General features: G+C 42.3%; 22 protein-coding genes and 2 tRNA genes. 9 read left to right on the forward strand and 15 right to left on the reverse strand.

Annotation, left to right across the window (positions count from 1 at the left end):
• Positions 1 to 10 precede the first annotated feature (10 nt).
• The 7 genes from AAGA18_05235 to AAGA18_05265 form a co-directional block, all read right to left on the reverse strand.
• Positions 11 to 403, reverse strand: coding sequence for a GxxExxY protein (locus tag AAGA18_05235; protein ID MEM9444740.1), 393 nt, complete (start codon positions 401 to 403; stop codon positions 11 to 13).
• A 29-nt stretch (positions 404 to 432) separates the two neighbouring features.
• A complete protein-coding gene (locus AAGA18_05240) occupies positions 433 to 1,893 on the reverse strand; it encodes a radical SAM protein (protein ID MEM9444741.1) in 1,461 nt (486 codons plus the stop codon).
• Positions 1,883 to 3,466, reverse strand: a complete 1,584-nt coding sequence (locus tag AAGA18_05245; GenBank protein MEM9444742.1) for a hypothetical protein — start codon at positions 3,464 to 3,466, stop codon at positions 1,883 to 1,885. Before AAGA18_05245 ends, AAGA18_05240 begins: the two co-directional genes overlap by 11 nt.
• Before the next feature lie 27 nt (positions 3,467 to 3,493).
• The gene (locus tag AAGA18_05250) at positions 3,494 to 4,642 is read right to left on the reverse strand and encodes a hypothetical protein (GenBank protein MEM9444743.1); all 1,149 of its coding nucleotides are present in this window, start codon (positions 4,640 to 4,642) and stop codon (positions 3,494 to 3,496) included.
• Between the two features lie 13 nt (positions 4,643 to 4,655).
• Positions 4,656 to 5,036: a transcriptional regulator gene (locus AAGA18_05255; GenBank protein MEM9444744.1), complete on the reverse strand. Its 381-nt coding sequence runs from the start codon at positions 5,034 to 5,036 to the stop codon at positions 4,656 to 4,658.
• Positions 5,014 to 5,622: a hypothetical protein gene (locus AAGA18_05260; GenBank protein MEM9444745.1), complete on the reverse strand. Its 609-nt coding sequence runs from the start codon at positions 5,620 to 5,622 to the stop codon at positions 5,014 to 5,016. Before AAGA18_05260 ends, AAGA18_05255 begins: the two co-directional genes overlap by 23 nt.
• Positions 5,623 to 5,824: 202 nt before the next feature.
• On the reverse strand, positions 5,825 to 6,631 hold the full coding sequence (locus AAGA18_05265; GenBank protein MEM9444746.1) for a methyltransferase domain-containing protein: 807 nt from the start codon (positions 6,629 to 6,631) through the stop codon (positions 5,825 to 5,827).
• Positions 6,632 to 6,985: 354 nt separating this feature from the next.
• Between AAGA18_05265 and AAGA18_05270 the strand changes: the two genes are divergently transcribed.
• Positions 6,986 to 7,058: transfer RNA gene (locus tag AAGA18_05270), tRNA-Phe, on the forward strand.
• Positions 7,059 to 7,182: 124 nt separating this feature from the next.
• Here the strand turns inward: AAGA18_05270 and AAGA18_05275 are convergent.
• Complete coding sequence (locus AAGA18_05275; protein MEM9444747.1) at positions 7,183 to 7,722, reverse strand: hypothetical protein; 540 nt, start codon at positions 7,720 to 7,722, stop codon at positions 7,183 to 7,185.
• A gap of 444 nt (positions 7,723 to 8,166) precedes the next feature.
• Here AAGA18_05275 and thrC point away from each other — a divergent pair, with 444 nt between their 5' ends.
• Positions 8,167 to 9,534, forward strand: coding sequence for a threonine synthase (thrC, locus tag AAGA18_05280; protein ID MEM9444748.1), 1,368 nt, complete (start codon positions 8,167 to 8,169; stop codon positions 9,532 to 9,534).
• Positions 9,535 to 9,801: 267 nt separating this feature from the next.
• Here thrC and AAGA18_05285 read toward each other — a convergent pair whose 3' ends face one another.
• The 3 genes from AAGA18_05285 to AAGA18_05295 all read right to left on the reverse strand — a co-directional run bounded on the left by AAGA18_05285 (position 9,802) and on the right by AAGA18_05295 (position 16,440).
• The gene (locus tag AAGA18_05285) at positions 9,802 to 15,321 is read right to left on the reverse strand and encodes a LamG-like jellyroll fold domain-containing protein (protein MEM9444749.1); all 5,520 of its coding nucleotides are present in this window, start codon (positions 15,319 to 15,321) and stop codon (positions 9,802 to 9,804) included.
• 390 nt (positions 15,322 to 15,711) lie between these two features.
• Positions 15,712 to 15,984 (reverse strand): hypothetical protein, encoded by a 273-nt coding sequence (locus AAGA18_05290; GenBank protein MEM9444750.1) that lies wholly within the window; start codon positions 15,982 to 15,984, stop codon positions 15,712 to 15,714.
• A 12-nt stretch (positions 15,985 to 15,996) separates the two neighbouring features.
• Complete coding sequence (locus AAGA18_05295; GenBank protein ID MEM9444751.1) at positions 15,997 to 16,440, reverse strand: response regulator; 444 nt, start codon at positions 16,438 to 16,440, stop codon at positions 15,997 to 15,999.
• Between the two features lie 101 nt (positions 16,441 to 16,541).
• Between AAGA18_05295 and AAGA18_05300 the strand changes: the two genes are divergently transcribed.
• Together AAGA18_05300 and AAGA18_05305 are read left to right on the forward strand one after the other, a co-directional pair.
• The gene (locus AAGA18_05300; protein ID MEM9444752.1) at positions 16,542 to 16,844 is read left to right on the forward strand and encodes a helix-turn-helix transcriptional regulator; all 303 of its coding nucleotides are present in this window, start codon (positions 16,542 to 16,544) and stop codon (positions 16,842 to 16,844) included.
• 113 nt (positions 16,845 to 16,957) lie between these two features.
• Complete coding sequence (locus AAGA18_05305) at positions 16,958 to 17,179, forward strand: helix-turn-helix transcriptional regulator (protein MEM9444753.1); 222 nt, start codon at positions 16,958 to 16,960, stop codon at positions 17,177 to 17,179.
• A 232-nt stretch (positions 17,180 to 17,411) separates the two neighbouring features.
• Here the strand turns inward: AAGA18_05305 and AAGA18_05310 are convergent.
• A tRNA-Gly gene (locus tag AAGA18_05310) sits at positions 17,412 to 17,485 on the reverse strand.
• A 223-nt stretch (positions 17,486 to 17,708) separates the two neighbouring features.
• Between AAGA18_05310 and AAGA18_05315 the strand changes: the two genes are divergently transcribed.
• Positions 17,709 to 18,824: a substrate-binding domain-containing protein gene (locus tag AAGA18_05315; GenBank protein ID MEM9444754.1), complete on the forward strand. Its 1,116-nt coding sequence runs from the start codon at positions 17,709 to 17,711 to the stop codon at positions 18,822 to 18,824.
• Here the strand turns inward: AAGA18_05315 and AAGA18_05320 are convergent.
• From AAGA18_05320 to AAGA18_05330, 3 genes are read right to left on the reverse strand one after another with little or no spacing between them, the layout of a single operon-like run.
• Positions 18,819 to 19,199 carry a hypothetical protein gene (locus AAGA18_05320; protein ID MEM9444755.1) on the reverse strand — a complete coding sequence of 127 codons (381 nt, stop codon included), beginning with the start codon at positions 19,197 to 19,199 and terminating at the stop codon, positions 18,819 to 18,821. The genes AAGA18_05315 and AAGA18_05320 overlap by 6 nt on opposite strands.
• Positions 19,184 to 19,564, reverse strand: coding sequence for a phage holin family protein (locus AAGA18_05325; GenBank protein ID MEM9444756.1), 381 nt, complete (start codon positions 19,562 to 19,564; stop codon positions 19,184 to 19,186). Before AAGA18_05325 ends, AAGA18_05320 begins: the two co-directional genes overlap by 16 nt.
• Positions 19,565 to 19,572: 8 nt before the next feature.
• Positions 19,573 to 19,875, reverse strand: coding sequence for a DUF883 domain-containing protein (locus AAGA18_05330; protein ID MEM9444757.1), 303 nt, complete (start codon positions 19,873 to 19,875; stop codon positions 19,573 to 19,575).
• A gap of 402 nt (positions 19,876 to 20,277) precedes the next feature.
• On the opposite strand from AAGA18_05330, the gene AAGA18_05335 reads away from it, so the two are divergent.
• From AAGA18_05335 to AAGA18_05350, 4 genes are all read left to right on the forward strand, one after another.
• Positions 20,278 to 20,616 (forward strand): STAS domain-containing protein, encoded by a 339-nt coding sequence (locus AAGA18_05335; protein MEM9444758.1) that lies wholly within the window; start codon positions 20,278 to 20,280, stop codon positions 20,614 to 20,616.
• Between the two features lie 65 nt (positions 20,617 to 20,681).
• Entirely contained in the window at positions 20,682 to 21,425 is a 744-nt protein-coding gene (locus AAGA18_05340; protein MEM9444759.1) for an ABC transporter permease, read from the forward strand.
• A 15-nt stretch (positions 21,426 to 21,440) separates the two neighbouring features.
• The gene (locus AAGA18_05345; GenBank protein ID MEM9444760.1) at positions 21,441 to 22,298 is read left to right on the forward strand and encodes an ABC transporter ATP-binding protein; all 858 of its coding nucleotides are present in this window, start codon (positions 21,441 to 21,443) and stop codon (positions 22,296 to 22,298) included.
• A gap of 25 nt (positions 22,299 to 22,323) precedes the next feature.
• The gene (locus tag AAGA18_05350) at positions 22,324 to 23,229 is read left to right on the forward strand and encodes an MlaD family protein (GenBank protein MEM9444761.1); all 906 of its coding nucleotides are present in this window, start codon (positions 22,324 to 22,326) and stop codon (positions 23,227 to 23,229) included.
• Position 23,230: the final 1 nt, after the last annotated feature.

The following is a 23,230-nucleotide window of genomic DNA, read 5'->3' on the forward strand; positions in this document are numbered from 1 at the left end:
TCTAAAATACTCAAATATACGAAATTGACTCGGTCACAAATCTTCTGTGCTGCAAATCAATTGCACCAAAGTTAAGCAAAAGCCCCTTTTGTAAACCTGTTTTTGTTACCTTGAGAAACTGAGCTAGTTGAGATTTGACTTTAGATATTTTATGTAGAGCCTTGAGCTCTATAATGATGGATCGGTAGCAGACAAAATCTGCCAGGTATACTAATTCAGTAGTCCCGCCATTGTTTATTTTAAGCCGCTTATTCACCTCAAAGGGAATGGACTGCTTTTTAAATTCTTTTTCCAAAGCATCGCGATAGGCTTGTTCCCTAGAATGATGTCCTAATTGCTTATGTACAGCTTCTGCCGCATTTATGATACAAAATGTTTGTGCTACTTGTGGATAGTTTTTCATTAAGGGTTCCTTTTTGCTATAAATGTTTTTTATGTTGTCGTCGTAGATTTGGGTGGAAAGATTTCTAGAGTTCTTGCATACTGGATAAGAGGGTCGCTTTTTAGGGGTTTAGATTTTGCAGAACCTAACTTCCCGAATTTTGATAGAACAGATTCAAGAATTGGCAGGGCGTAAGAGACCTGTTTCGTGCGAATCAGAACGTTCCAGACTCCCTCAAACTTCTTCCAACCAGCAGCATATGCCATGTGGCGAATTTTTGATATCAGCTCTTCTTTAGCCCAAGCACCTTTCACAATATTTTTCCAATTGTAGAATTCTCGGTACGCCCACCCATAACCTTGTTCTATTTGCTCTACGGTCATTTTTGCAGGCTTATAGACACAATGACGTGTGTCATACAAATCCCAATTGCGATGCAAAATTCTCCCCTGATCTTCCATCCTCCTAAATAGTCCAGTACCAGGGTAAGGAGTCATCACATGAAATGTTGAAGTTTCTATACTGTTTTTCACTGCCCAGTCTACGGTCCTCTTAAAAACATCAGGTCCATCAGCATCCATTCCAAAAACAAAAGACCCGTTCACCATGACTCCCTGATCATGAATACGTGCTATACCCGCTTCATAGCTACGGTTTAGATTTTGCACTTTGGTATGTTGTCTAAGATTCGTTTCATCTAGCGTCTCCAGCCCTACGAACAAACTACGCAAGCCTGCTTTAACCGCTTTTTCTAAGAGACCAGGTTTTAGCACAGCATTAATTGTCGACGCCCCTTGCCACAATCTTCCCATCCCTTTCATTCCATCAAAAAGCATGGAAGCAAATTGATGATTTCCCAAAAGATGGTCATCTAGAAAGTAGAGATGTTTACCCGGAAGTCTTTCGATCTCAGCCAAAGCCTCATCAACTTTCTTCACATAGAATGAATTCCCACCCTCAAAGAATGCTTCTTTATAGCAGAAGTCACAAGTATGTGGGCAACCTCGCGAAACGACTATCGAATTGGGTACCATGTAGAGATGTCGCTTGATAAGATCCCTGCGAATTTTTGGAATACCCTCAATAGACCTTTTTGCCGGTGCAACATAGCAACTTTGAGCAACTCCTTCTTTATAGTCCTTTAAAAATTGCGGCCACGTATCCTCTCCAGGTCCTATAAAAATGGTATCTGCATGCGCTGCCGCCTCTTCAGGCAGCGAAGTAACATGCAGCCCTCCTAAACACACATGGGCGCCTTTTGCTCGATAGTGATCCGCCAACTCATAGGCTCGATAGGCACTTGTAATATAAACTTGGATGACAACAAGTTCTGGCTCATCATCAATCTGTAGCTTTTCAACATGTTCATCTTGTAAATCAATCTCATCCTTCTCATCTAAATAGGCTGCCAATGTTGCTAATCCCAAAGGGGGAAAGAGTGCGTATTTGATAGGTCGAAATAATGGGCTCTTGGCCTCTGTCAATGCAGGAAGAATCATCTTAACAGGCATGCGATTCTTCCTTTTGACTTCCGGATACCTTTTTACTTTGTGGGAAAGGCCACTTCCATGGCCGTAGGGTAACTGGAAATGCCGAGGACAGAATTAGCAAAATAATTCCTGTCCACCTTTGCCCCATGAGACAAAGAATTATTCCTGAAACGAGTAGAATAAGCCAAAGAGTCCCCTGTCCAATAACCCAAAACGTAGCCGTATTCTTTTTTCTCCAGTAACGAAGCTTGCTCCATAGTGAAAAAATAACTACTCCTCCTAAGCCAAAGTAAAATGAAAGTCCAAGATACACTAATAGAGGGAGTGATCCACCTTTAATCACTTCCATTCCATCTGCAGGTGTCTGCGTTAGAAAAAATAAAATACCGGCTTCTCCCCAATAGGGTGCATGAATCGGGTCTGATAAGACTCTAGCACCAAGAAGTTCCCCATTGGGCAGAGGCCAGGGAGCTGTTAATACTTGTGAAAGCAAAATATATCCATGATCAAGCCGCCCATTGATTCGCGCCAATGCTATACCAAAAGCATTTCCCGAAGGACTAAAACCTGCGATTATGGGCCCTGCATCTACATCATAAGTCCAGTCATAGCCTGATAAATCTTTGGGGAATTCCCTATAACCCGAAGCCCCTATTCTCTCCTGCCAAAAATATTCTTCATATTTCCTATACCACTCCTTAGCTTGCTCTGGCCAAATCTCATGAGCAAAAATCAACGTGTGCGACATACCTATGCCGCGTGAAGGCTGCCCTTGAACACCCGTCTTATAATTAACAAAAAAAGGAATGAGGCCTCGCTGATCAAGCATGTCCCCCTCAAAAGCTCGAATGGCTCTTTTTACAAAAGCACTGTGATCAGTCCCAATTAAATCATCAGCACGTTTGATACATGCAATGACCATCACAATATCTATAGGATAACATTCTCCTGGATAATCTTCTAAAAGACCTAGCGGGGAAGCATCTAACTCTTGTGCTAGAGTGTTTACTTGATCACGTATAAATGCCAAATACTTCCCGCTGCCAGTCAATTTTTCATAACTAGTGAGTCCGGCTATCAGAAGAGAACGAAAAAAAGCATTTTCATTATGTAAATAATCATCACCCCAATGTTGCCTTACCCAGGTGTGGTGCACTGGATCCATGATCAAATCTTTGGATGCTTCAATAGCATCACTGGCATATTCCTTTGGGGCTCTCTTAGTTAAAGAAGGATCTTTCTCCCAGGCAAGCTGCAAAGCTTCAGTTGCCCATAAGTAAAATACAGAACCAAACATGGGCCATTCAGTTGCCGGCACATCATAGAGATATAACGACCCCGCTTTTGCTGAGGCAACCCTTTGCTTAGCCCACTTGGCATATCGAGGCGTTAATGCTTCGTGTAAACGCCAAGCTCTTTGAGGAATCCCTTCATTTCGAATATTAGGATCGGTCAAATCCCTCACTATATCAAAGCCTGGTATTATCAGAAAATATGAGGTAAAGGCGAGAATAAGAGCTGTATTAAAATAAAGCATTAGCTTTGTCGCACAAAGTGATCGAGAATTACTGTCCTTCAGATTTACTTTTTTCATGATGGATTACCCTTTAGTTATTATTTTTTATTGATTTGAGGTTCTTATGGGTCTTAGAAAAAAATCCGCTACTACCCAGCATTCCAAACCAAATGGTAAATATCCTGCATAGCCCAAAAGTGGCATTTCAAAAATTTTAAATTTATGGACAAATGGAATTGAATATTCCCACTTGGCCAAGCTATAGAAATTCCACATTTCCCAAAACAAGCCACAAGTCAACGCAGCTAATCCAAGTAGCCAAATTCTCGTCCAGTCCCCATATTTGACGGATGAGAATACCGTTTTCTCACCCAGCAATATCTGGACACAGACAACTAACACGAGAGGAGATAACCAGAGCAAGGGATACAAATAATCTGGATAAACACCAATCCCTAATAACCCCGCACCAAATAATAGTAAGAGAATTACCGCTGCCCTTTTATCCTCTATGAACCTCAACTTCAGGAACTTGTTCATACCCATGTGTAAAAAGGAGCAAGAGCCAAGAAGCTGATAAGTAGACAAGAGAGCTGGTAAAACTGTAGCAAATGAAATCGAAGCAAAAATTAAATACTCCAAGCTATCAAGTGTTCCAATATTAAGATAATACCAATTTTCAACAAACCGATTCAGATACTCGAAGAACCACCAGAATACAGAACTTAGAATAAAGAGTCCCAAGAAGTAATAGGGCCTATCCAGCATCAGACATTGAGATGTTCTTTTGTAACACCAAGCATTCACTATCAAGATATAAGCGAACCAAAGTGGGATAAACGTGTAGATTTGAAATTCACTAAACCAACTAAAACGATTCCATGCCAGAACCAAAAAAATGGCACCCACCACAAGTCCCAACCAGCCCCACCAAGGAAATGAGGAGTATTTTCCTGTCCTGCTATTGTTCCTTTTATCCTTGGATAGCGCTTGTAACCAATGATAAATAAATGGACCGGTAACCATCAGTATCAGCACCGCCATACCTATAAAAATAGGCCCACTAAACTCAGCGTGTTGAACATAACGCGTCAACGGAGGGAACTCCCCATACAAATCAGCTTTTTGACCCGCTAGCACAATTCCCAGAAGTGGTAGACCTGACAAAACCGACACAACCAATACTTTGGATAATAATTTCAAAACAAGTACTTTGTATTGCAAAGCTGATCTATATTTTACAGAGCGATTCATCTTACCATCCTATTCATGCTCGAGCCAATTTGCCCAATGGAAGTGCTGGTCTCTTACTGGTTGATTTAGGAATTGACTCCTGTGCTTGCTCTAAAACCTGTGATAGAGCTGCCAGGTATTCGTGAAAACGATCTAAGCCCTTCTGTGTTATTAAGATAGTCGTTCTCGGTTTGTCATCGACAAAAGTTTTTTGAATTTTCACTACCTTGGCATCCTGTAACACCTTCAGATGTCTATTGAGATTCCCATCAGTGAGGTCACATCTCGCTTTCAAGTCTGTAAAAAGAAGGCCCTCTGAGGAAGCACAAACCGTCGAAACAATCGACAAGCGTTTAGGTTCATGAAAGATTTTCTCTAATCCTTGAAAAGAACTACTCTGTTTCTTCTTGCTCATATCTGTTCCTGTAAAAAATAACACCACCCACTAATTCACCTACTCCAAAGACGATCCCCATGGGCCAAGGATTAACAAATGAGATGTCCTGCCATAGGAGACAACCCGCACCAACTAGTAAATAAACATAACCCAAGTAATAATTGCTAATGGGTAATTTCTGGCGAAAGATCATATGTGTCAGTCCATAGAGGCTAAACCATACTCCAAAGAGCAGGTCATATTGTTCTTTTAAAATGACTGCGAAACTTAGCACACCACCGACGGCCAAGATCGGTAATCCATCAGTCGACGGTTTCAGTTCACTCCACTTACGTCCAGCGTCGGGACTGTACATAAACCAATAAAATAGACCTCCCAAGTTAAAGATGAGTCCAAGGACTAACACGGCTGCCCATGTTGCAAGATGCGTTTCCACGGTCGCCGGAACCCACCCATATGATAAAACAAAAAATGTCAGTATTACCGTCACCCCTCCTAGAAACCGTCCATGTCCTGAGAAACCTTTGAAATTTTTCCTGTCTAGAACGTAGCTCTGCAGAGTTTTTACCTGAGCTAATGCATCATGGATGTGATTCGCTATCATAGTGTGTTAACTTATACTATACAGCATTAGCAAATAACAAAGTGCTTTGCAATACAAAGTAAAAGTTTTTTAATTACTCTCTCTTGCTCCTGGCATTGAGGAGCAACCTGATAACACAATCATAGCATTGACACAAGCGTTCTCGGGCCTGTGTAGGCTACATTGGTTGGATCAGCTTCGGCCCAGAGGATCAATCAAATATTCAAGTTTGTGCATAGAAGGTGTAAAAGACTCCTGCAGCGAAAAAGGTCCCTTCTTCGTGTGATCCCAGCATATGATCCACCCATCTCCCAGCATCTTGAGACTCAAGAATTTCCAGCTGCGAAAACATCTTAGCATATCCTTGGACACTCGAAAGCCAGTAGTCTCCGCGTCCACACTCAGATAGAACCCTTGAGGAATGACTATTTATCCGAAAGCCTGCAGCTTTTAAGTAGCGTGGAAGTTGTCGACAAATATCTGGATGAGTCGCAATAGATGAGCTCAAAAGATGGTCGATGCGACGCATGTCATCATATTCTGGTAAAGCATAGGTAGTGCTAGCATGGTCTGCATCGAAGACAATCAACGTCGCCTTAGGTTTCAAAACTCTAAAAGTTTCAGCCAAGACGATCGAGGGATCAGACACATGGCTTAGCAAGGTATGCATCACGACTACGTCAAAACATCTATCATCATAGGGCAGAGCCTGAGAGTTAAGATGATCCCATTCTATGTGACTTTGAAGGGTAAGCTTTCTCGCTTGTTGTAACAAATTCTCACTTATGTCAGCCCCATGCAAAACAGATTCCTTATGTAAAACTCTCTCCAATTCTCGAATGACCACGCCTGTTCCACAGCCAAGATCTAGAACCTTGAGTGGTTTATCATGAGGTAAGGTCGAAGTGTAATCCCTAATCATGTTAAGAAATTCCGCATTCTTACCACGCTCTTCTAGACGGTTTGTCATCGCCTGAAGCGTGGCCTCTGCTTGTGCGTCAGGGTTAGTATAGGGGTCTATCTTTTTCATTTATATCACGCTCGCTCAAAATGCTTGCTAAGCACACGCTTGTTAAAGCCGAATGATGCCATAAAGTTTAAGGAGATACCTAAAAGCTTGAGTCACAAGGACAAGAGAGTCAACGAAGATATCCCAATTAGGTGATAGCTCTAGGAGGCGGGATATTTCTAGGAACCAAGATCTTACCCAAACATTTAAGTCCCCTTTGCACGATTCGCTTTTAACACCTAGCTGAGCACATAAAGCACTACCATGTGACAATCATTTGGCTTCAGGCGACGACATAATACTGTCATTTCAGACTTAAAACAAGGGCTTGCCAGGGTTCAGAGATTTTGTATGATCCAGCTTCCTTTTAAAGACGGCTGGATAGCTCAGTCGGTAGAGCAATGGACTGAAAATCCATGTGTCCCCGGTTCGATCCCGGGTCCAGCCACATTGACACCAACCGCCAGCAATCCACAATTCCCCATCAAAAATTATTAGTCCAATAATTTTTGATGAGTTATTCATCTGGAGTTTGAACAAGTCTACCTCCGCCTTTAACCTGATGGAGATGTTCAAGAAACCCTATATTTGCGACCACCTGTAAAAGCATAATAGGCGTTATAGAAGGTATTGTGTATGCTTTGAAGCTCGTATGCTTGATTATAAAATGTAGGATCTAAGAGGTAGTTCTTGCCATCCTTTTTCCAAATGACCCAAGCGTGGTGCACCCTGCTTTTAGGAGTTCTTTTGCCGATCACGATTTTAACATTCTTCACGCCAGCTTTTTTGAGACGCTCATACAGCATAATCGACTTGCCCTTACAGTCAGCAGAGTTGCTAGAAACAACTTCAGAAGGCCTTTTCCAAGTAGAGGTATACTTGTATGGGATGGTATTGATTTCCTTCATCCACTGGTTGACCTTATATAATTCAGGCTCAACTCCCTTGCCAGAGGTCTTAAGAATAGGTTCAACTCGAGCAATCATTTTGTCATAGGGGGTAGTGCCTACTTTTCGTAGCTCGAGCGCAAAGAGCCCATCATGCAGTCCAAGGAGCGTGAGTAGCACAAGCCCAAGAAAACCTTTCTTGATAAAAGAATTAACCTGATTCATGTACTATATTTCGTCCCAAGACATAAGCGCCATGGCATGAATCAAAAACCGAGATAGCAAATTATTAACTTGATATTATGATGATTATAACATGTTGATAAAGAATGATTTATAACAACGATTGATGCTTACAATTGTTTCATATTATCAGGTTAGAATAAGACACTAAATGCCTGATGAATAAGGATGTCTAATCATAGTGCTCTGGGTAAAAAGCAAAAAATACTCCCCATCGATAGCTAAACTTTAAGAGGTGGGTAAAAAGTTACCTGTTTTAGCTACTTTAAGCGGGTGATTTGATACAAATAGATGGAAAGAAATGGCTGTAGGAGAAAAAATTTCAAGTGGAGACGACTTTTGCGGGATTCATGGGAGGATATTTTGGTTTTAGAGCTTAATTTAAGTTGAAAGGGGCTGTCGGAGATGCGACCTTGTCCAAGACTTATGGAAGAAAAGAAGCAATACCACTCATGGTTTCAGTGCATAGAGGAAAGTTGTTGTGATACCTATCCCCTAGATACTGTGACTTATCGATGTGAATCTTGTAACTCGCTGCTGGAAGTTAGGCACGATTACGCAGCACTGCGTCAAAAATCAGCAGAAGAATGGAAACAGCTTTTTGAGCAGCGGTATAAAGCTAGCAATTGGCCATACGGCTCGGGTGTATGGGGTAAGAAGGAATGGGTGCTGCCAACTGTTCAGAATGACAATGTTATTTCACTTTATGAGGGCGGAACCAACCTCTTTTGGGCTGAGCGATTGGGAAAGGTAATTGGTCTAGAAGATTTATGGGTAAAATTATGTGGAAACACCCACAGCGGCTCTTTTAAAGACCTCGGGATGACCGTCCTAGTCTCGCAAGTCAATGAAATGATTGCCAAAGGTGCCCCTATAAAAGCTGTAGCCTGTGCCTCAACTGGAGATACCTCAGCAGCTTTGGGTGTCTATTGTGCTGCGGCCGGAATCAAATCGATTGTCCTGCTGCCTAAAGGTAAGATCTCCATTGCCCAATTGGTTCAGCCTGTTGCGAACGATTCTCTCGTTTTATCTTTAGACACCGATTTTGACGGTTGCATGAAAGTCGTGCAGGAGATCACCAAAGATGAGAGTATTTATCTGGCGAACTCCATGAACTCCTTAAGAGTTGAAGGACAAAAGACTGTAGGGATTGAGATTATCCAGCAGTTTAAGTGGGAAGTTCCTGATGTCATGATTATACCAGGGGGAAATTTGGGCAATGTCTCTGCCTTAGGTAAGGGCCTATCCATGCTTCAAAAAATGGGGCTCATTCATAAATTGCCAAGACTCGTGGTTGCTCAGGCAGCCAGGGCTAATCCCCTATACAGAGCATATAAGGCAGGCTGGGAAAATTTTGAAGCCATTACCGCTGAAAAGACGCTAGCGAGTGCTATCCAAATTGGTAATCCGGTTAGCATACAGAAAGCTATTCGAGCTTTGAAAAAATTTGATGGTATTGTCGAACAAGCTACCGAGCAGGAACTCGCGGAGGCCTCTGCACTAGGTGATAAGACTGGAATGTTCAATTGTCCTCACACGGGAGTAGCCTTGGCTGCGATGATAAAATTGCTAAAATCAGGTAAGATTGATAAATCTGAAAAAGTTGTGGTTATTTCAACTGCCCACGGCTTGAAGTTTACCGATTTCAAAGTGAAATATCATGAGGAAGCTTTAGATTTCACGAGTAAATATGCTAACAAGCCTGTTGAATTAGCACCCAATGTAGACGCTGTAAAAGAAGCGTTAGATTACACCCTAAAACAAGAGACTGTTGTTTCCTCGCCGAACTTATGAACACAATTTGGTTATAAATCAAGTACAGTTATATTGACCGGAACAGAAACACGCTCCAAAAGTAGGCTTGTCATAATTTCTATGCTCTCACTATATGAGCCTGGTGGCATGCCATCTGAAACATCGTCGTTTTTAACCTCGAAGATGTTTTTGTCGGTATCAGCATCATCGATAAAATATAATATCTCTGTGACTACTGGTTCAGGTTGTGGATCTAGTATTGGCTCATGTTCCAACTCTGACTTTGGTTTATCATCGAAATAACTCCTATAAGCCAAGACTGTTCGATGGATCAGTCAGCAAGGTGTCACCATTAAATTGAATATATTCAATATTTTTAAGGATATTCTCACCATCAAGCCATAAGCTACTCGAGATAGTATAAGATTTTGAGTTTAACTGCGTAATAATGTAATCATCGATACGACCCTGCATAACAGCTGTATCTGTGCCGGGTCCGCCATCTAATACGTCAGAGCCACCACCGGCAATAAGAATATCATTACCTTTACCACCATTCAGTTTGTCATCACCAAAACCGCCGTAGAGGATATCGTCACCACTCCCACCATTAACAACGTCATCTCCAAATTGAGCAAAAATCAAATCGTCCTTATTTGTACCGAGGAATTTTTCATTTTCACTGTATGTCACGTTGTTCATAGTAATACTGGCATTACCAATGTTATCTTTAGCGTAACCAAATGTCAGTGAATTAACTTCAACAGAAGTTTCAAATTGATTCCAATAACCACCATTGAGGCGTATGACATAGTGAACGGTTTCAACCATACCGGTTAGGCGGTCAGAGAAATACTCCTCCATGACAACAAAACGCTCTCCGTTCATTTCAACCATTCCATTCTTATTCACGAGATATTCTAGGTCAGAAACGGTTAACACCATAGATAACTCTTTACCAATATTATCAAAATCGTGACCATCTTGATGGTGATCAATGAAAGGAGCGTAAGTCGCGCCAGCTGAATCTATTTTAACTCCCCAAATACCAGTCACGTAGGACTCAGGATCAACATTACCGGTTTTAACTTCATCACTATCGAAAATATAATTTTCATCTGTTACCTTTACTTTCTCCAATAATAAATCGTTACTCCTAGTCGCAGAATACGCTAATGTATTGCTTTGAGAACCCAAAATTACCGTAAATCGATTCTCCACAACATTACTACCGTCATTGTCTGTAAAATCAGGAGCAGACCTTAATTTAGTAGTACTACGATTACCATGATAGGTAGTAGAAAATAAATCAGATGTTTCACCGAGTACAACATCATGTGATATCGGCCTGTCTAGTCGGTCGATTGTCGTATCTGAAATGCTTAGATTGACAAACGTATGATCCATAACAGAGCTGCCCTGATGCTGGATGGGGTCTGTTGAAAAGTAAACCTTGTTAAATGACTTAGCTCCAGCGCCGAAATTATCAAGGTAAACGCCATTTAAGGCTACTTCGTATGCTTGTTGATAGGCTCCTCCTGCAAATGCTTGCCCGGCATGACCAGTAATTCCACTACCAACGCCATCTTCTGGATAGGTACCGCTGACAATTGTATCAATAGCTGTAACTTGTGAAGTATTTACGACAAAGAATCCTGACCTTTCTATGTTATAGGATTGATGATTAGTATAGATACTTCTTATGTCATGTTCTAATGCTCCAATATCTCTTCCAACCATACCGGCCCCCTCTTCAACCCAAATACCAGTATGCGTTGCAGTTGCCATATTATTGTCAAACCGAAACACTGGTATGTCCCTGGCTGCAACCATTCCATCCAGACCACCAGATCGGTCTAGCGCATTGGCGTATGGTAGAAGAAAATCTGGTAGATCTTCAATATTTATGGTCGCGCTTTGGCCACCACTACCATCGACAAAAAAGGGAGCTGAGTCCGAACTGATTGATTTATTATTAGTCACTTCAATCATTCTTGATTCAAACCAAAAACCTACTCCGGTGTTACCAAAATCTTGATTTCCGACAGTAGATCTTTCATCAGCAGGCTTACTAGTACCAATCATTTTCATCGCTACGTTATTGTCCCAAGCACCCATTTCATCACCAGTTTCCGATACAAAACCAGCTCCGAAAACATCATAAGTTACATTATCAGTCAGAGTGGCAAGACCTGCATGATGCGTCATTCCCCACCCAGGTGATCCCCAGACTAGATTGCCAGATAGATATGCGCCGCCATAACCTATGTCATCATCAAGATTTTTATCGCCAGATTCCATAAAACCATTCATGTGTAAATGAAGAGAATATCGGCCACGATGATTAGTAATATCGATAGGATCTTCAGCATGACCTTCTATATCAATGTCATCAATTGGTATAGATTTGTCAGTTCGTCCTAAGCCCGCGAAATTTACGTCCTGTATTGAAACGTCAGTTGTATGCATAAACATAGTATGGCCATTTTGCGTGATGACTTTCATTTCAACTGAGTCAACATAGCCATTTCCATCCGTATTAGTTGAGACTTCTGAACGAATTTGAACATTCTTACTTAAATTTATTACTGTTGGAGATAATCTAGTTTCGAGCGACCCATCTGAATCAGTGTCTAGCTCGGTGACTTTATGGTCATATTTTAATTTATCTTCAAGACCGACAACTAGCTTTCCGTCAAGTATGTCCAGGGAAGAAATGGCTGTTTGCTCGTCATAGGTTTTTTGATCATCTGGTCGATAATATTCTGTACCGCCAACTACAATTATGTCGCCTAAACTCCAACCTATTTCATTTTGAATATCAGCTAAATTTGAAGTATTATTTAAGTTATATTTTGATATATCGATATATATAAAGTCATCACCATCTTGTCCGGTTTCAGACATCTCTAAATGGCCGATTTTTTTTCTTCCTTTAATATCAACTTTCCCTTCAGTTACTATGCCCAGTGACATTTGCTCCGGATCCCATTGATATCTGCCAAGAACACCATGACCATCATTTACTTTTTCCCCATTAGCAGTATATTTGCGGTCTTTTAGTCCATTGATTTTATTGCTGTTGTAAGGACTAATTACAATATCTAATAGATTGCCAGAACTACCATCAATGTTTAATTCAGATCCAGGAGTTGTTACGATAGTATCTACTTGCAGACGTGATGTGCCACTGTCTGAGGTAACATTGAAGTTTCCATCAACATGAATATAAAAAATATGTGTGTTAGCATTGTTTGAACTATATGTAACATCAACACCGTGATGAATATGTACAATCGCACCCTCATCTGGTATATGTCCCATCATCCACGTGTTAGGATCATTCCAATCACCATTTTGCATGGCAGCATGAGTAGCAAAGTCATTAATGTTATCGGAAACACTTGTTATACTGGTAAAGTGGCCATGCCCACCGTGGCCATCATCGTCATCCATATCGCCATGACCGTCATCGTCATCCATATCGCCATGGCCGTCATCGTCATCCATATCGCCATGGCCGTCATCGTCATCCATATCGCCATGGCCGTCATCGTCCATTCCATCATCTTCTGTATCTTCAGACGCCACGGAAAAGGTGAGTTTGTTTAAATTGAGTCTTCCATTATCGAAGACAAAGCGCACTTCCTTCTCTCCTGGAGTAAGCTGAACATTTTCTAAGGTGACATCTGTCCAGTTCTGCCATCCCTTCTTGGAATTTTTTCTAAGCAAAGACATGTTGCCCACATTCACCCCATCTATTTCAATATGAAAGTTGCGCAGGCTGGTTATACCAGTAGCCACCCGAGCCGTAATGTTGTAAGCCGCGGCTTGGGTGACATCCACGCTGTAGCTTAGATATTCGCCTGCGGTCACCCAAGCCAAATTATAACCCCCTCCGGTATCCGAGGTGACTTCGATATCTACATCATCATTACGATATTGGTTTCCATTGTTTCCGGGGGTGGAATCGAAGTAAGCCACTCCATTAGCCCCTATGTCATAATCCTCGGCTTCGATAACCCCTGGTAAAGTATGCGAAGCACCCAACCACGGGGGGGTGCTGTTACCAGAATTGCTTTCCATTATCAAGTAAGCCACTTGTTCGGTGCCGTGGTTCCGTTCATTGTCGGCAATCTTATCTTCATCAATCCCCAGAGTCACCTGGGTGGTGTTCAGTTCATTGGGTGCAATCAGCACGGGCCATCCTCCCTCATTGACATCCATGGCTGCCGAACTCAGCACGGCTAGTTGAGCACCCGTGATTCCGCTGATAGGGTAGCTACTAAGCTTGGAGAGATCTCGGACGGAGTCTGTGCCTAACCCTGCTAAAATCTCTACTCCATTGATCTCCCAGAGACCTTCTTCAAAGATGAGCACTCCCAAGGTTTCATTGGCCCTGGTCTTTATGCTATCACTGGCCACGTGTTTACCCACATAGATGACGTCCGCTAGTGGAGGATTTGATCGTTTTTTTCCACGAGCCCAGAACACCGACCACAGTGGGTCATTCTCACTCATTACTTGTCCCAATACCACAGGGTTAGCATAGTAATCCTGCGGTATATAGGGTTCTCCCACCCAATTATTTTTGGAGTCGGTTATGGAAGAGGTGAGTTTCACCGCCTCGAAACTCACTCCGTGCAGGTCACTCACATAGGAACCTTCTTCTACTACCATGACATGAACCGAAAGGGAGTCTACCGTACTAAGATCTCCCGGGCTCTGTAGTTTGATCTCCAAGCTATTGCCTACCGCATTGCGCACCCGCACCACAGCGGGTTCTTCACTGCTGGTATAAACCGGAGTGGCCACCACCACCATGCTATCATAGCTCTCCGGTAAGCTAACACTTTGCCAGCTGTCACTGAGGTTGCTTAGAACCGTGCTAAAGAGCTTGGGATCACTTCTCTGGGCGTGATCATAGCTCGGATCGGTTCCATTGGTAAATTCATTGAGGTTATTCAACCCATCCAAATCAAAGTCATCAGCAGGCCCCTGACTGAGATCCAGCAAGTATTGATACTCCCATAGATCATCCAAACCGTCTTCATCAACATCGAGCCCATCGGCTAGTTTTTGATCATAAAGGGCTTGCACTTCGGTCTGAGTCAGCCCCATGTTATAGATCCGGAAGTCATCGAGACTGCCATTGAAATAATCGGTCGGGCTTTTGATTCCATCATAGACATCTGCCTCAGACCCCACCCCGATAAATCCATAGCGTGTGGAGCCTGTTCCAAAAGTGGTGCCGGCAACTGTTTTGGTTCTATTTAAAACTCCATCAATGTAAAGACTGAGCACACCATTATCAAAAACCGTGACAATGTGATGCCATAACCCGTTATCGATACGAGTGGTTCCTCCTATGATCTCAACAGCTCCCGAAGTAGTGGCTACGGCAAAGCCCACATCTCCTTGACCGGCACTTGACCCATTAATCTCCACTCGCCAATACTCATCCCGGTCAAAGGAGGCAATCACTTGGTTGCTTTTATCGGTGGTCTTCAACCAGAAGCTCACAGAAAAGGCCGCATAGTTAGTCCCTTGGTAGAAAAGATTGTCCATGGCCACATAGTCATTGTTCCCATCGAATAAGATGCCCCCGCTACTCGAGTGCGTTCCGGAGGAAAAAGCTGCTCCCCCCATGAGATGGCCGGTGTAGCCATTTCCGCTTAAATCGCTGGTGGTTAACCCCGTGCCTTCTTCAAACTCATACTGCAATACTTGTGCAGATGCAGAGGTTATGAACATGTTTAATGCCAGCAGAATTAGCCACATTGATAGGCCTAAGCTCATTTCTCTCTTTGCTCTCATCTTTTTCATTGGTTTTGGTAGTTAATCTTTAAGCTGTGTGTTCTATAAAATAAGCAGATACTGTCAAGTTCATTAAAACGTAAAATGTTCATAATTTCCTATAAGAAATCTTGTTCCTACAGAAATGTTAGATGTATTTTTGAGCCATATGTTATTGGCGAGAATGTTAAAATTCTAACCAGGCACAAATTCTCTTTAATCTTATCCTACTTGTTTTAAGCGACTTAGATTGACCCATTTCTGATTCTAAAAATTCTGCATGTGATGGTTTTCTTGAAAGAGATTTGTGACTTATTCTAGTCACTGGTGAGATATTCTTCTTTCTCCTATTTCTAAAAAAATTTTACAACAGACCCTAAGACATCTACTGACCCAGCCATCAAATCTTCAATTTTATGGCTATTCCAAAGTTCCTCGTTCCTCCTTTAGTTTTTTACGAATAGTCTCACAATTGATCTCGTTCGTAAGGAAAGTCAAATATTTATCCTGATACTCACCTTTGAGCTTCTTGAAATCTTTCCAACCCAAAATGGCTTCAATTTCAACTTGCTTAAGAATCTCATCTCCATAAACCATATCAGAGGTGCTGTAAACCTGGTGCCCCATCGACTCAAGCACGATGGTCATTTGCCTCAATTTACTACTTTGTGGATGAACAACTAATATTTGCATAACTTGACAAAATTATTCTTGCTTACGAATACCTGCTTTTTGCCTGATGCTGTTATTAGCCAGTATTTTTCTTACTTCTAAAGAGAGATTATCTACGATCAGGGATGATGCTTTTTCGATGTGTGAACTAGCTCCCAACCAGAGTAGCTCCTGCTCTAAACTTGTTTCTGGCCAACTACTCATGGTAATTATCGGGATTGTCTTAAACCCCTCTTTTTCTCTCATTCTTTTCAACAAAACTTTGCCATTGAATTCTTTTTGCTCTTCAGTGACCCCCGGGGTGTAAATATCCATAATGATGAAATCAAGATTCCTATACTCCCCTCGACAAATAGCTTCCCAGGCCGATTGACACGTTTCCTCCCCGTAAACAGTTATCCCACCCAAACCTTCCACAACAGTACCAAGTAGCTTTCTTAGCGTGTCATTGTCTTCAATCATTAAAATTTTTTTCATTAATGCGTCACCATTTGGCTTGAAATGGTAATTATGGCAAATTACATAACGACTTCTAGCAGGGCATTTGTAATTAACGGCTCCTTTAGAGTCAAGCAATAATGATCTTTGCTGCGCGTACCAAAAGAAACCTTATTGGTCCTCAACTTCAAAAACTCCGCAAGCAACATATACTGACGAGAAATGAACTTGCGGCAAAGTGCGGGGCGTGTGGATGGGATATTGATTATAAGGTCATTGAGAAAATAGAGAAAAAAGAGCGTTCGGTTGATGATGGTGAGCTTTATATTCTGGCGAAGATTTTCAAAATAAAGACTTGCGATCTCTACCCTACGAGGGTTCGAAACAGTGAACTTCTTCACGTGGTCAATAAACCTAATCGTAAAATTCCTAAAGGTTCCTAGTTTTTCTTTCATTTCAGTTCTATTTATACTGATTCAATAAATAACTCAACATTAAAATGTAGCAATATATGGCGTTTTTGATTTGGCATTTATTGGGAACCATATATTGCTGCATGGCTAAACTTGACCGCATTCAAAAACTTGGAAAAAACATCGCTAAGGTAAGGTACGCCAAAAAATTAACTCAGCTCCAAACATCAGAGCTAGCCAATGTTCATTTAAGACATTACCAAAAGATTGAGAGGGGCATCGTGTCGCCTTCATTTACCCTTCTCGTTGATATACGCAATGCATTGCGTTGTCCTTGGGAAGACCTTTTCAAGGGAGTTAAATAGCAGTCTCACAACATAAAGCTCCTACATATCTTTATACTTACTTTTTGAGTATGCTTTGATTTCAATCTCCTCTATCAAGATTAAAAATACATAAGAGCGATTTAAATTTAAAGAGAGAAGCCCAAGTTAAGGAGATCTATAGGATTGGCTATTTTGTAGCTAAAATGGAGTGAATTTAGAAGCGTCTTGTTACACTCGTGTTACACTTACCCATTTAACCCATAAAAATAAATGGTGCGCCGAGTGAGAATCGAACTCACGCTACCAGCTTGGAAGGCTGGAGTCCTACCACTAAACGACCGGCGCCTGTATTGAACCCAGATTATACGAGAATTGCTTGAGCTTCTATTGCACAACCCGAGTTAATGTGAATTACAAAACCTAATTTTTTTGAGCATCATTGGCAAACAAAAAAGATTGATTGAAACATTTACTCTATAGGATCTATAGTCGTAATAGCATCTTTTTCGAGGCGATCTTTGATTCTTTTGGAAACGACGTCTCGATTTGGGAAGAATCGGCCAAATAGATGAGCAAGGATTTACGTAAGCATACTGTAAAGATCACTTTTGACAACCGAGAGCGAGCCAGAGATGTCATAAAAGTCCTTGGGCGCTGCCGATATTTCCCAGAAAAGATCCCTGCTTTAGATGAACTCACTCGGCTTCTAAGATTACCTAAGAATTCGATAAGCCTGGCCCTTGAGGACCTAGAAAAAGCCAATGTTATCAAACCAAGCCAAGATTTACTTGGCTACCACTATAATGCAAACCCTAGCGAGAGCATAGCGGGAGAAGTGGGTTTTTTTGTCAACATAGACCTATTTGAAAGCTGGAGCAGCGTCTTCCAAGACTGGCTAATGGGAGTGAATGACATCATGTCTACCGCAGGCTACCACATACGTGTTTCCAATTCCTTCAAAGGCATAGAAGATAAAATGGTACAGGTCCAACAATTATGGGACAGAGGCGTAAGCGGTTTTGTCTTTGCCAGTCATACTGAATCCCCTATTCGCGAATACATTACTCAGGCCAATATCCCTGCGGTCATTTTAAGTAATGCCACCGTCAATCAGCAGGATATTGGTTCTGTGAGTTCAGATAACCGCAGAGGAGTCGAAAAAATGGTCTCCCATCTCATGGAGAATAATCATAAGAGAATTTTTTTTTATGGATCCGATCTCAGAGAAAACGAGGGATTTATCCTTCGTATGCGCGCTTTTGAACAATCCATGCGGCTTGCCGGCTTGGATTACCATGCAAAAATAATCTTTGAAGAACCTTATAATCCCACTCTGGCTAGCAAAGCGATTGCTGATATAAAAAACATGGATACAAGGCCTACAGCGGTCATTTGTGCCAGTGACCGTGAAGCCTTTGATCTGGTTTCAGAATTCAAGCGCTCAGGATTGAAGATACCAGAAGACATCAGTGTGACGGGCTATGCCAATAGCCACTATTGCCACGTGCTTCAGCCAGCAATGACTACGATTAATATTCATGGAAGAAAAATGGGACAGATAGCGGCAAACTACCTTTTGAACGAGCTACAAAGCCCACAATTTCCGGTTAAGATCCTTGTTCCCACAGACTTAATCATTAGAGAATCAACCGCTCCGCTGGAGAAAAGTCGCTGCGTTTCATGACCGCACTGATTTTAGAACTTTATAAAGTGCCCAACCATAACCTCCGGGACGTAGCGCTTTCCAAAGAAAACTCCCCATTTTACCAAATTTCTTTGTAGAGTGCTTCCTAGATGATGGTTGCTTGGCTTGGTCAACCATATCTAAGTTGATGCTTTTCTTCCTACTAAGAAGCGATAGAGCTCCGCCTAGCGGAAGTAATGGCAGAACCCAGCGCAATTTTGTAGCCGCAGCAGAGGCTACTCTAACCCCTGATTCTAGCTTGTCCGAGACAATTTCCAGCCTCTCTAAATCCTCCTGGATTTGAAGACGCTGGGAAGAGCAGCTCAGAACAAGCCCTTGCTTCTGCTGCTGCAAATGATTCAACTCTTTAAGCACTGAGCATCTTTCTTAAGCTGTTCAACAGTTTGGTCAAAGGCAGAGCCATGCTTCTCTAGATAAGACTTAAGACAAAACGCGACGATGACCGCTAAGAGAAAATACAATGCGCCCATGATGCACATCGCCAGCACACGGTAACTTTCCTCGAAGGCAAATGCTATCGCAAAGGTGAAAACAATGACACCCAAGCTAAATAGCAAAAAAGCGGTCAATGCCATGACTATCAAAATGACCAGGCGCGTCCGCTCTTCGCGATATTCCAAAGCGAAAAGCTCAAGCCTCGTCTGTATTGCTTCAACGAAGTTGCCGGCCAGTCTCTTTGTTCGTCCAAAAAGACCAGGCTTGAAGGTCTCATCTTCCATATTTGAGACTATTTGCGATTTAGAATAACTCCTAATAGTACTCCAACACCAAAGGCAACGCCAATAGATTCATACGGATGCTCACGGATCACCTTGTCTGTTTCTTTTGCAGTTGCAACAGCTTGTTCCCTGAGAACTTTCTCGGTTTCATCAAGTTTTATTTTGGTCACATCTAGTTTTTTGGAAAGATCCTCACGAACTACTTTAGCTTTCTCGCTTAATTCACCCGCAGTTTCTTTGAAGTAAACTTCCACATCCGCAATAACGTCTTTGAAATCGGATACTAATTTATCTTGTGTCTCTTTGCTCATATTTATGGATTAGCAGACCCTCCTAGTCGATGCAAGGCACATCGACATCTTACTCACAAGTGCAAAAGCTATTTCTAACGCGAATGATGCCATAGAGACTTAAAGATCCGTGCAAGATCTTGACCCCAAACAACATCAAATCTCCTGGAGGAATCCCCTTCCTGATAGATCTTTGTCGACTCTCTTTTCTCTGCGGCTCAAGCTTTTATGCATCTCGTTGAACTTGTATGACATCATACGGGTTCAAGTGGGAGATTTAGTTGGAGAATCCCGTTTAGCATTTAACAAATCAAAAAATGCAACTCGTGCATTCCCTTTTAAAGGGGGATTTATAATATTTTTGTCGATGTTTTCATTTTTTTATTTGTCTGCCTATACCAAGGTTGCTAACCCTTTTTAGAGATGGAAGTTGTCCAAAAAGACCAAGATGGGGTACTTGTCCTCACTATTAAGGGAGATATTGATCTTAATTTTTCGCCCAAACTAAGGGATCTACTGCGTGGATTGGTTAAAGAAAAATGCGCTAATCTTCTGATTGATTTTACTCAAGTTAACTACATTGACTCCTCAGGTTTAGCCACTTTTGTGGAATATTACCAAGGATCACGTAAATATTCTGGAAAAATAGCCATGGCAGGGATGTCCCAAAGGGTTAAAAGTGTCTTCGAACTGGTTCGCCTGGGTGAAATTTTTTCAATCAAAGAATCAGTAGATGATGCGTTACAATTGCTCAAAACATAAGAACCGCAACAACAAGCTTGGGCCAGTCCGTTTGTTGTCTATCGGTTGGTGATTAGAATAAATTTGTGATCAAGGCCTATTTCCAACTCACCTTTCGCATCCTTTATTGGCTTTTTATTGCCCCATTAAAGGGCTACATGTTCAGCATTCATGCCTGCATCGAGCAGATGGTTAAGATCGGCGTGGAGGCATTAACTATGGCGAGTCTAACGGGTTTTAGTGTAGGACTCACCCTAGCCATGCAATCTGCTAAGGAGCTCATGAAGCTTGGGGCTGCTGAATACGTTCCCGACCTTGTCTCGCTCACGCTCTTGCGTGAACTGGGACCAGTGCTGATAGCAGTAATTGTGATCGGTAGGAGCGGTTCTGCGGTCACCGCTGAACTGGGTACTATGAAGGTCTCCGAAGAGATAGAAGCATTAAGTGTAATGGGGATCAATCCAGTGCGTTATCTCATTATCCCGCGCATCATTGCCATGGTCATCATGCTACCAGTGCTGACCATATTAGGAGACTTTGTCGCAATGTTTGGTGCCTGGTTAATTTGCTGGTTGACCCTAGATATGTCAGTAGCCATCTATATCATCCACTCGGTTGATCGCGCAACAAACTGGGACCTGTATGCTGGCATCATAAAGGCCTTTGTTTTTGCCTGGCTCATTATCACCATAGCTTGTAACGCTGGACTTGAGGTCAAAGGCGGAGCCGCAGGCGTGGGTAAAGCTACGACGAACTCCGTGGTATACTCCTTGCTAGCTATGTTAGTTGCTAATGCCATTCTAACTGGAATTTTCTTTTACCTGTTGTAACACAAGACACGAGCCATGAGTGAAGCCCCTCCCAAGAGTAAAGACCCCGCAAAAGATAAAGGGGAACCAATTGTCGAGGTAAAGGATCTTGTTAGGAAGTTCGGTGATCGTACCGTTCTCAATGGGATTAGCTTCAAAATCTATCGCGGAGACACTCTTATCATTATGGGAGGCTCTGGATGCGGAAAGAGCACTCTACTACGCCATGTCATCGGTTCGCTCAAGCCTACCTCTGGATCCGTTAAACTCTTTGGACAAGAAATAACAGACATGAATGAATTTGAACTCAATAAGATGCGCAAACGCTTTGGGATGAATTTCCAATTTGGAGCTCTCATGCAGTCCTTGACTGTTGGCCAAAATGTCGCTCTGCCCCTGATGGAACATAGTGATGTAGACTCTTCTATTATCGACCTTGTCGTTAAAATGAAGCTAGAACTCGTCGGCCTAACTGGTTTTGAAGATCTCATGCCTTCTGAAATTTCTGGAGGGATGAGAAAGAGAGTAGGTCTCGCTCGAGCAGTAGCTCTAGACCCAGAGCTTCTTTTTAGCGACGAACCTACCTCTGGCTTAGACCCAGTTATGACTGCTGTGGTAGATGAGTTAACATTACAACTCACTCGGAATATGGGCATGACTGCTATGGTGGTCTCACATGACATGACTAGCTGCTTTCGAATTGCTACCCATATGCTCATGCTTGGCACAGGCGATTTACAGGGTAAAGTAGTCGCCTATGGCACACCTGAAGAAATACGAAATAATCCACACCCATTTCTTCAACAATTTATTAAAGGAGAACCTGACGGACCTATCCCACTAAAACTTTCGAAAGATGCTTATATCAAACGCCTAGTAGGCGAAGAAACTTAAAAGATGCTCTAGAAGAATAAATCCTATGAAAAAAAATAATTTAGCTAATTACATTATAGCAGGGGTTGTGATTGCCTGTAGCCTCGTACTTTTGGCTGCGCTTACTCATGCCTTGACCAAAACTCGCCTAACAAGGCCCGGAAAAACGGTTCTGGTCGATTTCCCATCTGTGATTGGTATTAAAGTTCATTCCTCCGTTCGTTATAGCGGGGCTCCTGTTGGTTATGTCAGTGACATCTATCCTCTTACTTTAGAGGAACGCCAAGCTCGTCTGGATGATGGAGATCCTTCAAATGATCGAGCAGCTATTCGAGTGGTGCTCACATTAGAAGAAGATTGCCCCCCACTAACCCTGGGTACAAGGGCAGAGATGGCGGCAGATACTGTGCTAGCGGAAAAATTCATCAACCTTAATCCAGGCCCCCCAGACGAAAAAGTCCTGCCGAATGACATCGTATTAGCAGGCACACCAGCCGCTAGCTTTGAAGAGCTTACCTCTGCCGGCATGGATACAATGGCCGCAGTGAATAAGATTCTTACTGACTTAAATGAGAAACATCCAGATCTTCCTGATTACATAGCTCAATTAGTTAAAGATGGGCAAGCAACGCTTGAACAAGCCAAAGAACTTACCGTCAGGCTCAATCTTTTTATGGAAGATAATGGAGATCGTTTGACCACAAGCTTAGCTGAACTAGATGAACTTATGACTGATATGAATGTGGTTTCTAAGAATCTCAAAGTGATAACCACCAATGCCAAGGCACTGACCTCTACTTTACAACAAAAGCCCTGGCGTGTCTTTTGGGGAGGAGACACGGTCGATGCCCCATCAGAAGACGAAATTCTCAAATCCGACAAACCCCTTCCAACTCCAGGAACAATTAGTAGTAGAGCTAAGAAGTCTTCGGATAAGGAAGAACTTCCCTAAA

This window comes from Verrucomicrobiota bacterium, from assembly GCA_039192515.1.
Lineage (GTDB): Bacteria > Verrucomicrobiota > Verrucomicrobiia > Methylacidiphilales > JBCCWR01 > JBCCWR01.

Coding starts and splice junctions, on each gene's coding strand:
- AAGA18_05235 (MEM9444740.1), bottom strand. CDS start 403: ATGAAAAACTATCCACAAGTAGCACAAACATTTTGTATCATAAATGCG.
- AAGA18_05240 (MEM9444741.1), bottom strand. CDS start 1,893: ATGCCTGTTAAGATGATTCTTCCTGCATTGACAGAGGCCAAGAGCCCA.
- AAGA18_05245 (MEM9444742.1), bottom strand. CDS start 3,466: ATGAAAAAAGTAAATCTGAAGGACAGTAATTCTCGATCACTTTGTGCG.
- AAGA18_05250 (MEM9444743.1), bottom strand. CDS start 4,642: ATGAATCGCTCTGTAAAATATAGATCAGCTTTGCAATACAAAGTACTT.
- AAGA18_05255 (MEM9444744.1), bottom strand. CDS start 5,036: ATGAGCAAGAAGAAACAGAGTAGTTCTTTTCAAGGATTAGAGAAAATC.
- AAGA18_05260 (MEM9444745.1), bottom strand. CDS start 5,622: ATGATAGCGAATCACATCCATGATGCATTAGCTCAGGTAAAAACTCTG.
- AAGA18_05265 (MEM9444746.1), bottom strand. CDS start 6,631: ATGAAAAAGATAGACCCCTATACTAACCCTGACGCACAAGCAGAGGCC.
- AAGA18_05275 (MEM9444747.1), bottom strand. CDS start 7,722: ATGAATCAGGTTAATTCTTTTATCAAGAAAGGTTTTCTTGGGCTTGTG.
- thrC (MEM9444748.1), top strand. CDS start 8,167: ATGGAAGAAAAGAAGCAATACCACTCATGGTTTCAGTGCATAGAGGAA.
- AAGA18_05285 (MEM9444749.1), bottom strand. CDS start 15,321: ATGAAAAAGATGAGAGCAAAGAGAGAAATGAGCTTAGGCCTATCAATG.
- AAGA18_05290 (MEM9444750.1), bottom strand. CDS start 15,984: ATGCAAATATTAGTTGTTCATCCACAAAGTAGTAAATTGAGGCAAATG.
- AAGA18_05295 (MEM9444751.1), bottom strand. CDS start 16,440: ATGAAAAAAATTTTAATGATTGAAGACAATGACACGCTAAGAAAGCTA.
- AAGA18_05300 (MEM9444752.1), top strand. CDS start 16,542: ATGATCTTTGCTGCGCGTACCAAAAGAAACCTTATTGGTCCTCAACTT.
- AAGA18_05305 (MEM9444753.1), top strand. CDS start 16,958: ATGGCTAAACTTGACCGCATTCAAAAACTTGGAAAAAACATCGCTAAG.
- AAGA18_05315 (MEM9444754.1), top strand. CDS start 17,709: ATGAGCAAGGATTTACGTAAGCATACTGTAAAGATCACTTTTGACAAC.
- AAGA18_05325 (MEM9444756.1), bottom strand. CDS start 19,564: ATGGAAGATGAGACCTTCAAGCCTGGTCTTTTTGGACGAACAAAGAGA.
- AAGA18_05330 (MEM9444757.1), bottom strand. CDS start 19,875: ATGAGCAAAGAGACACAAGATAAATTAGTATCCGATTTCAAAGACGTT.
- AAGA18_05335 (MEM9444758.1), top strand. CDS start 20,278: ATGGAAGTTGTCCAAAAAGACCAAGATGGGGTACTTGTCCTCACTATT.
- AAGA18_05345 (MEM9444760.1), top strand. CDS start 21,441: ATGAGTGAAGCCCCTCCCAAGAGTAAAGACCCCGCAAAAGATAAAGGG.
- AAGA18_05350 (MEM9444761.1), top strand. CDS start 22,324: ATGAAAAAAAATAATTTAGCTAATTACATTATAGCAGGGGTTGTGATT.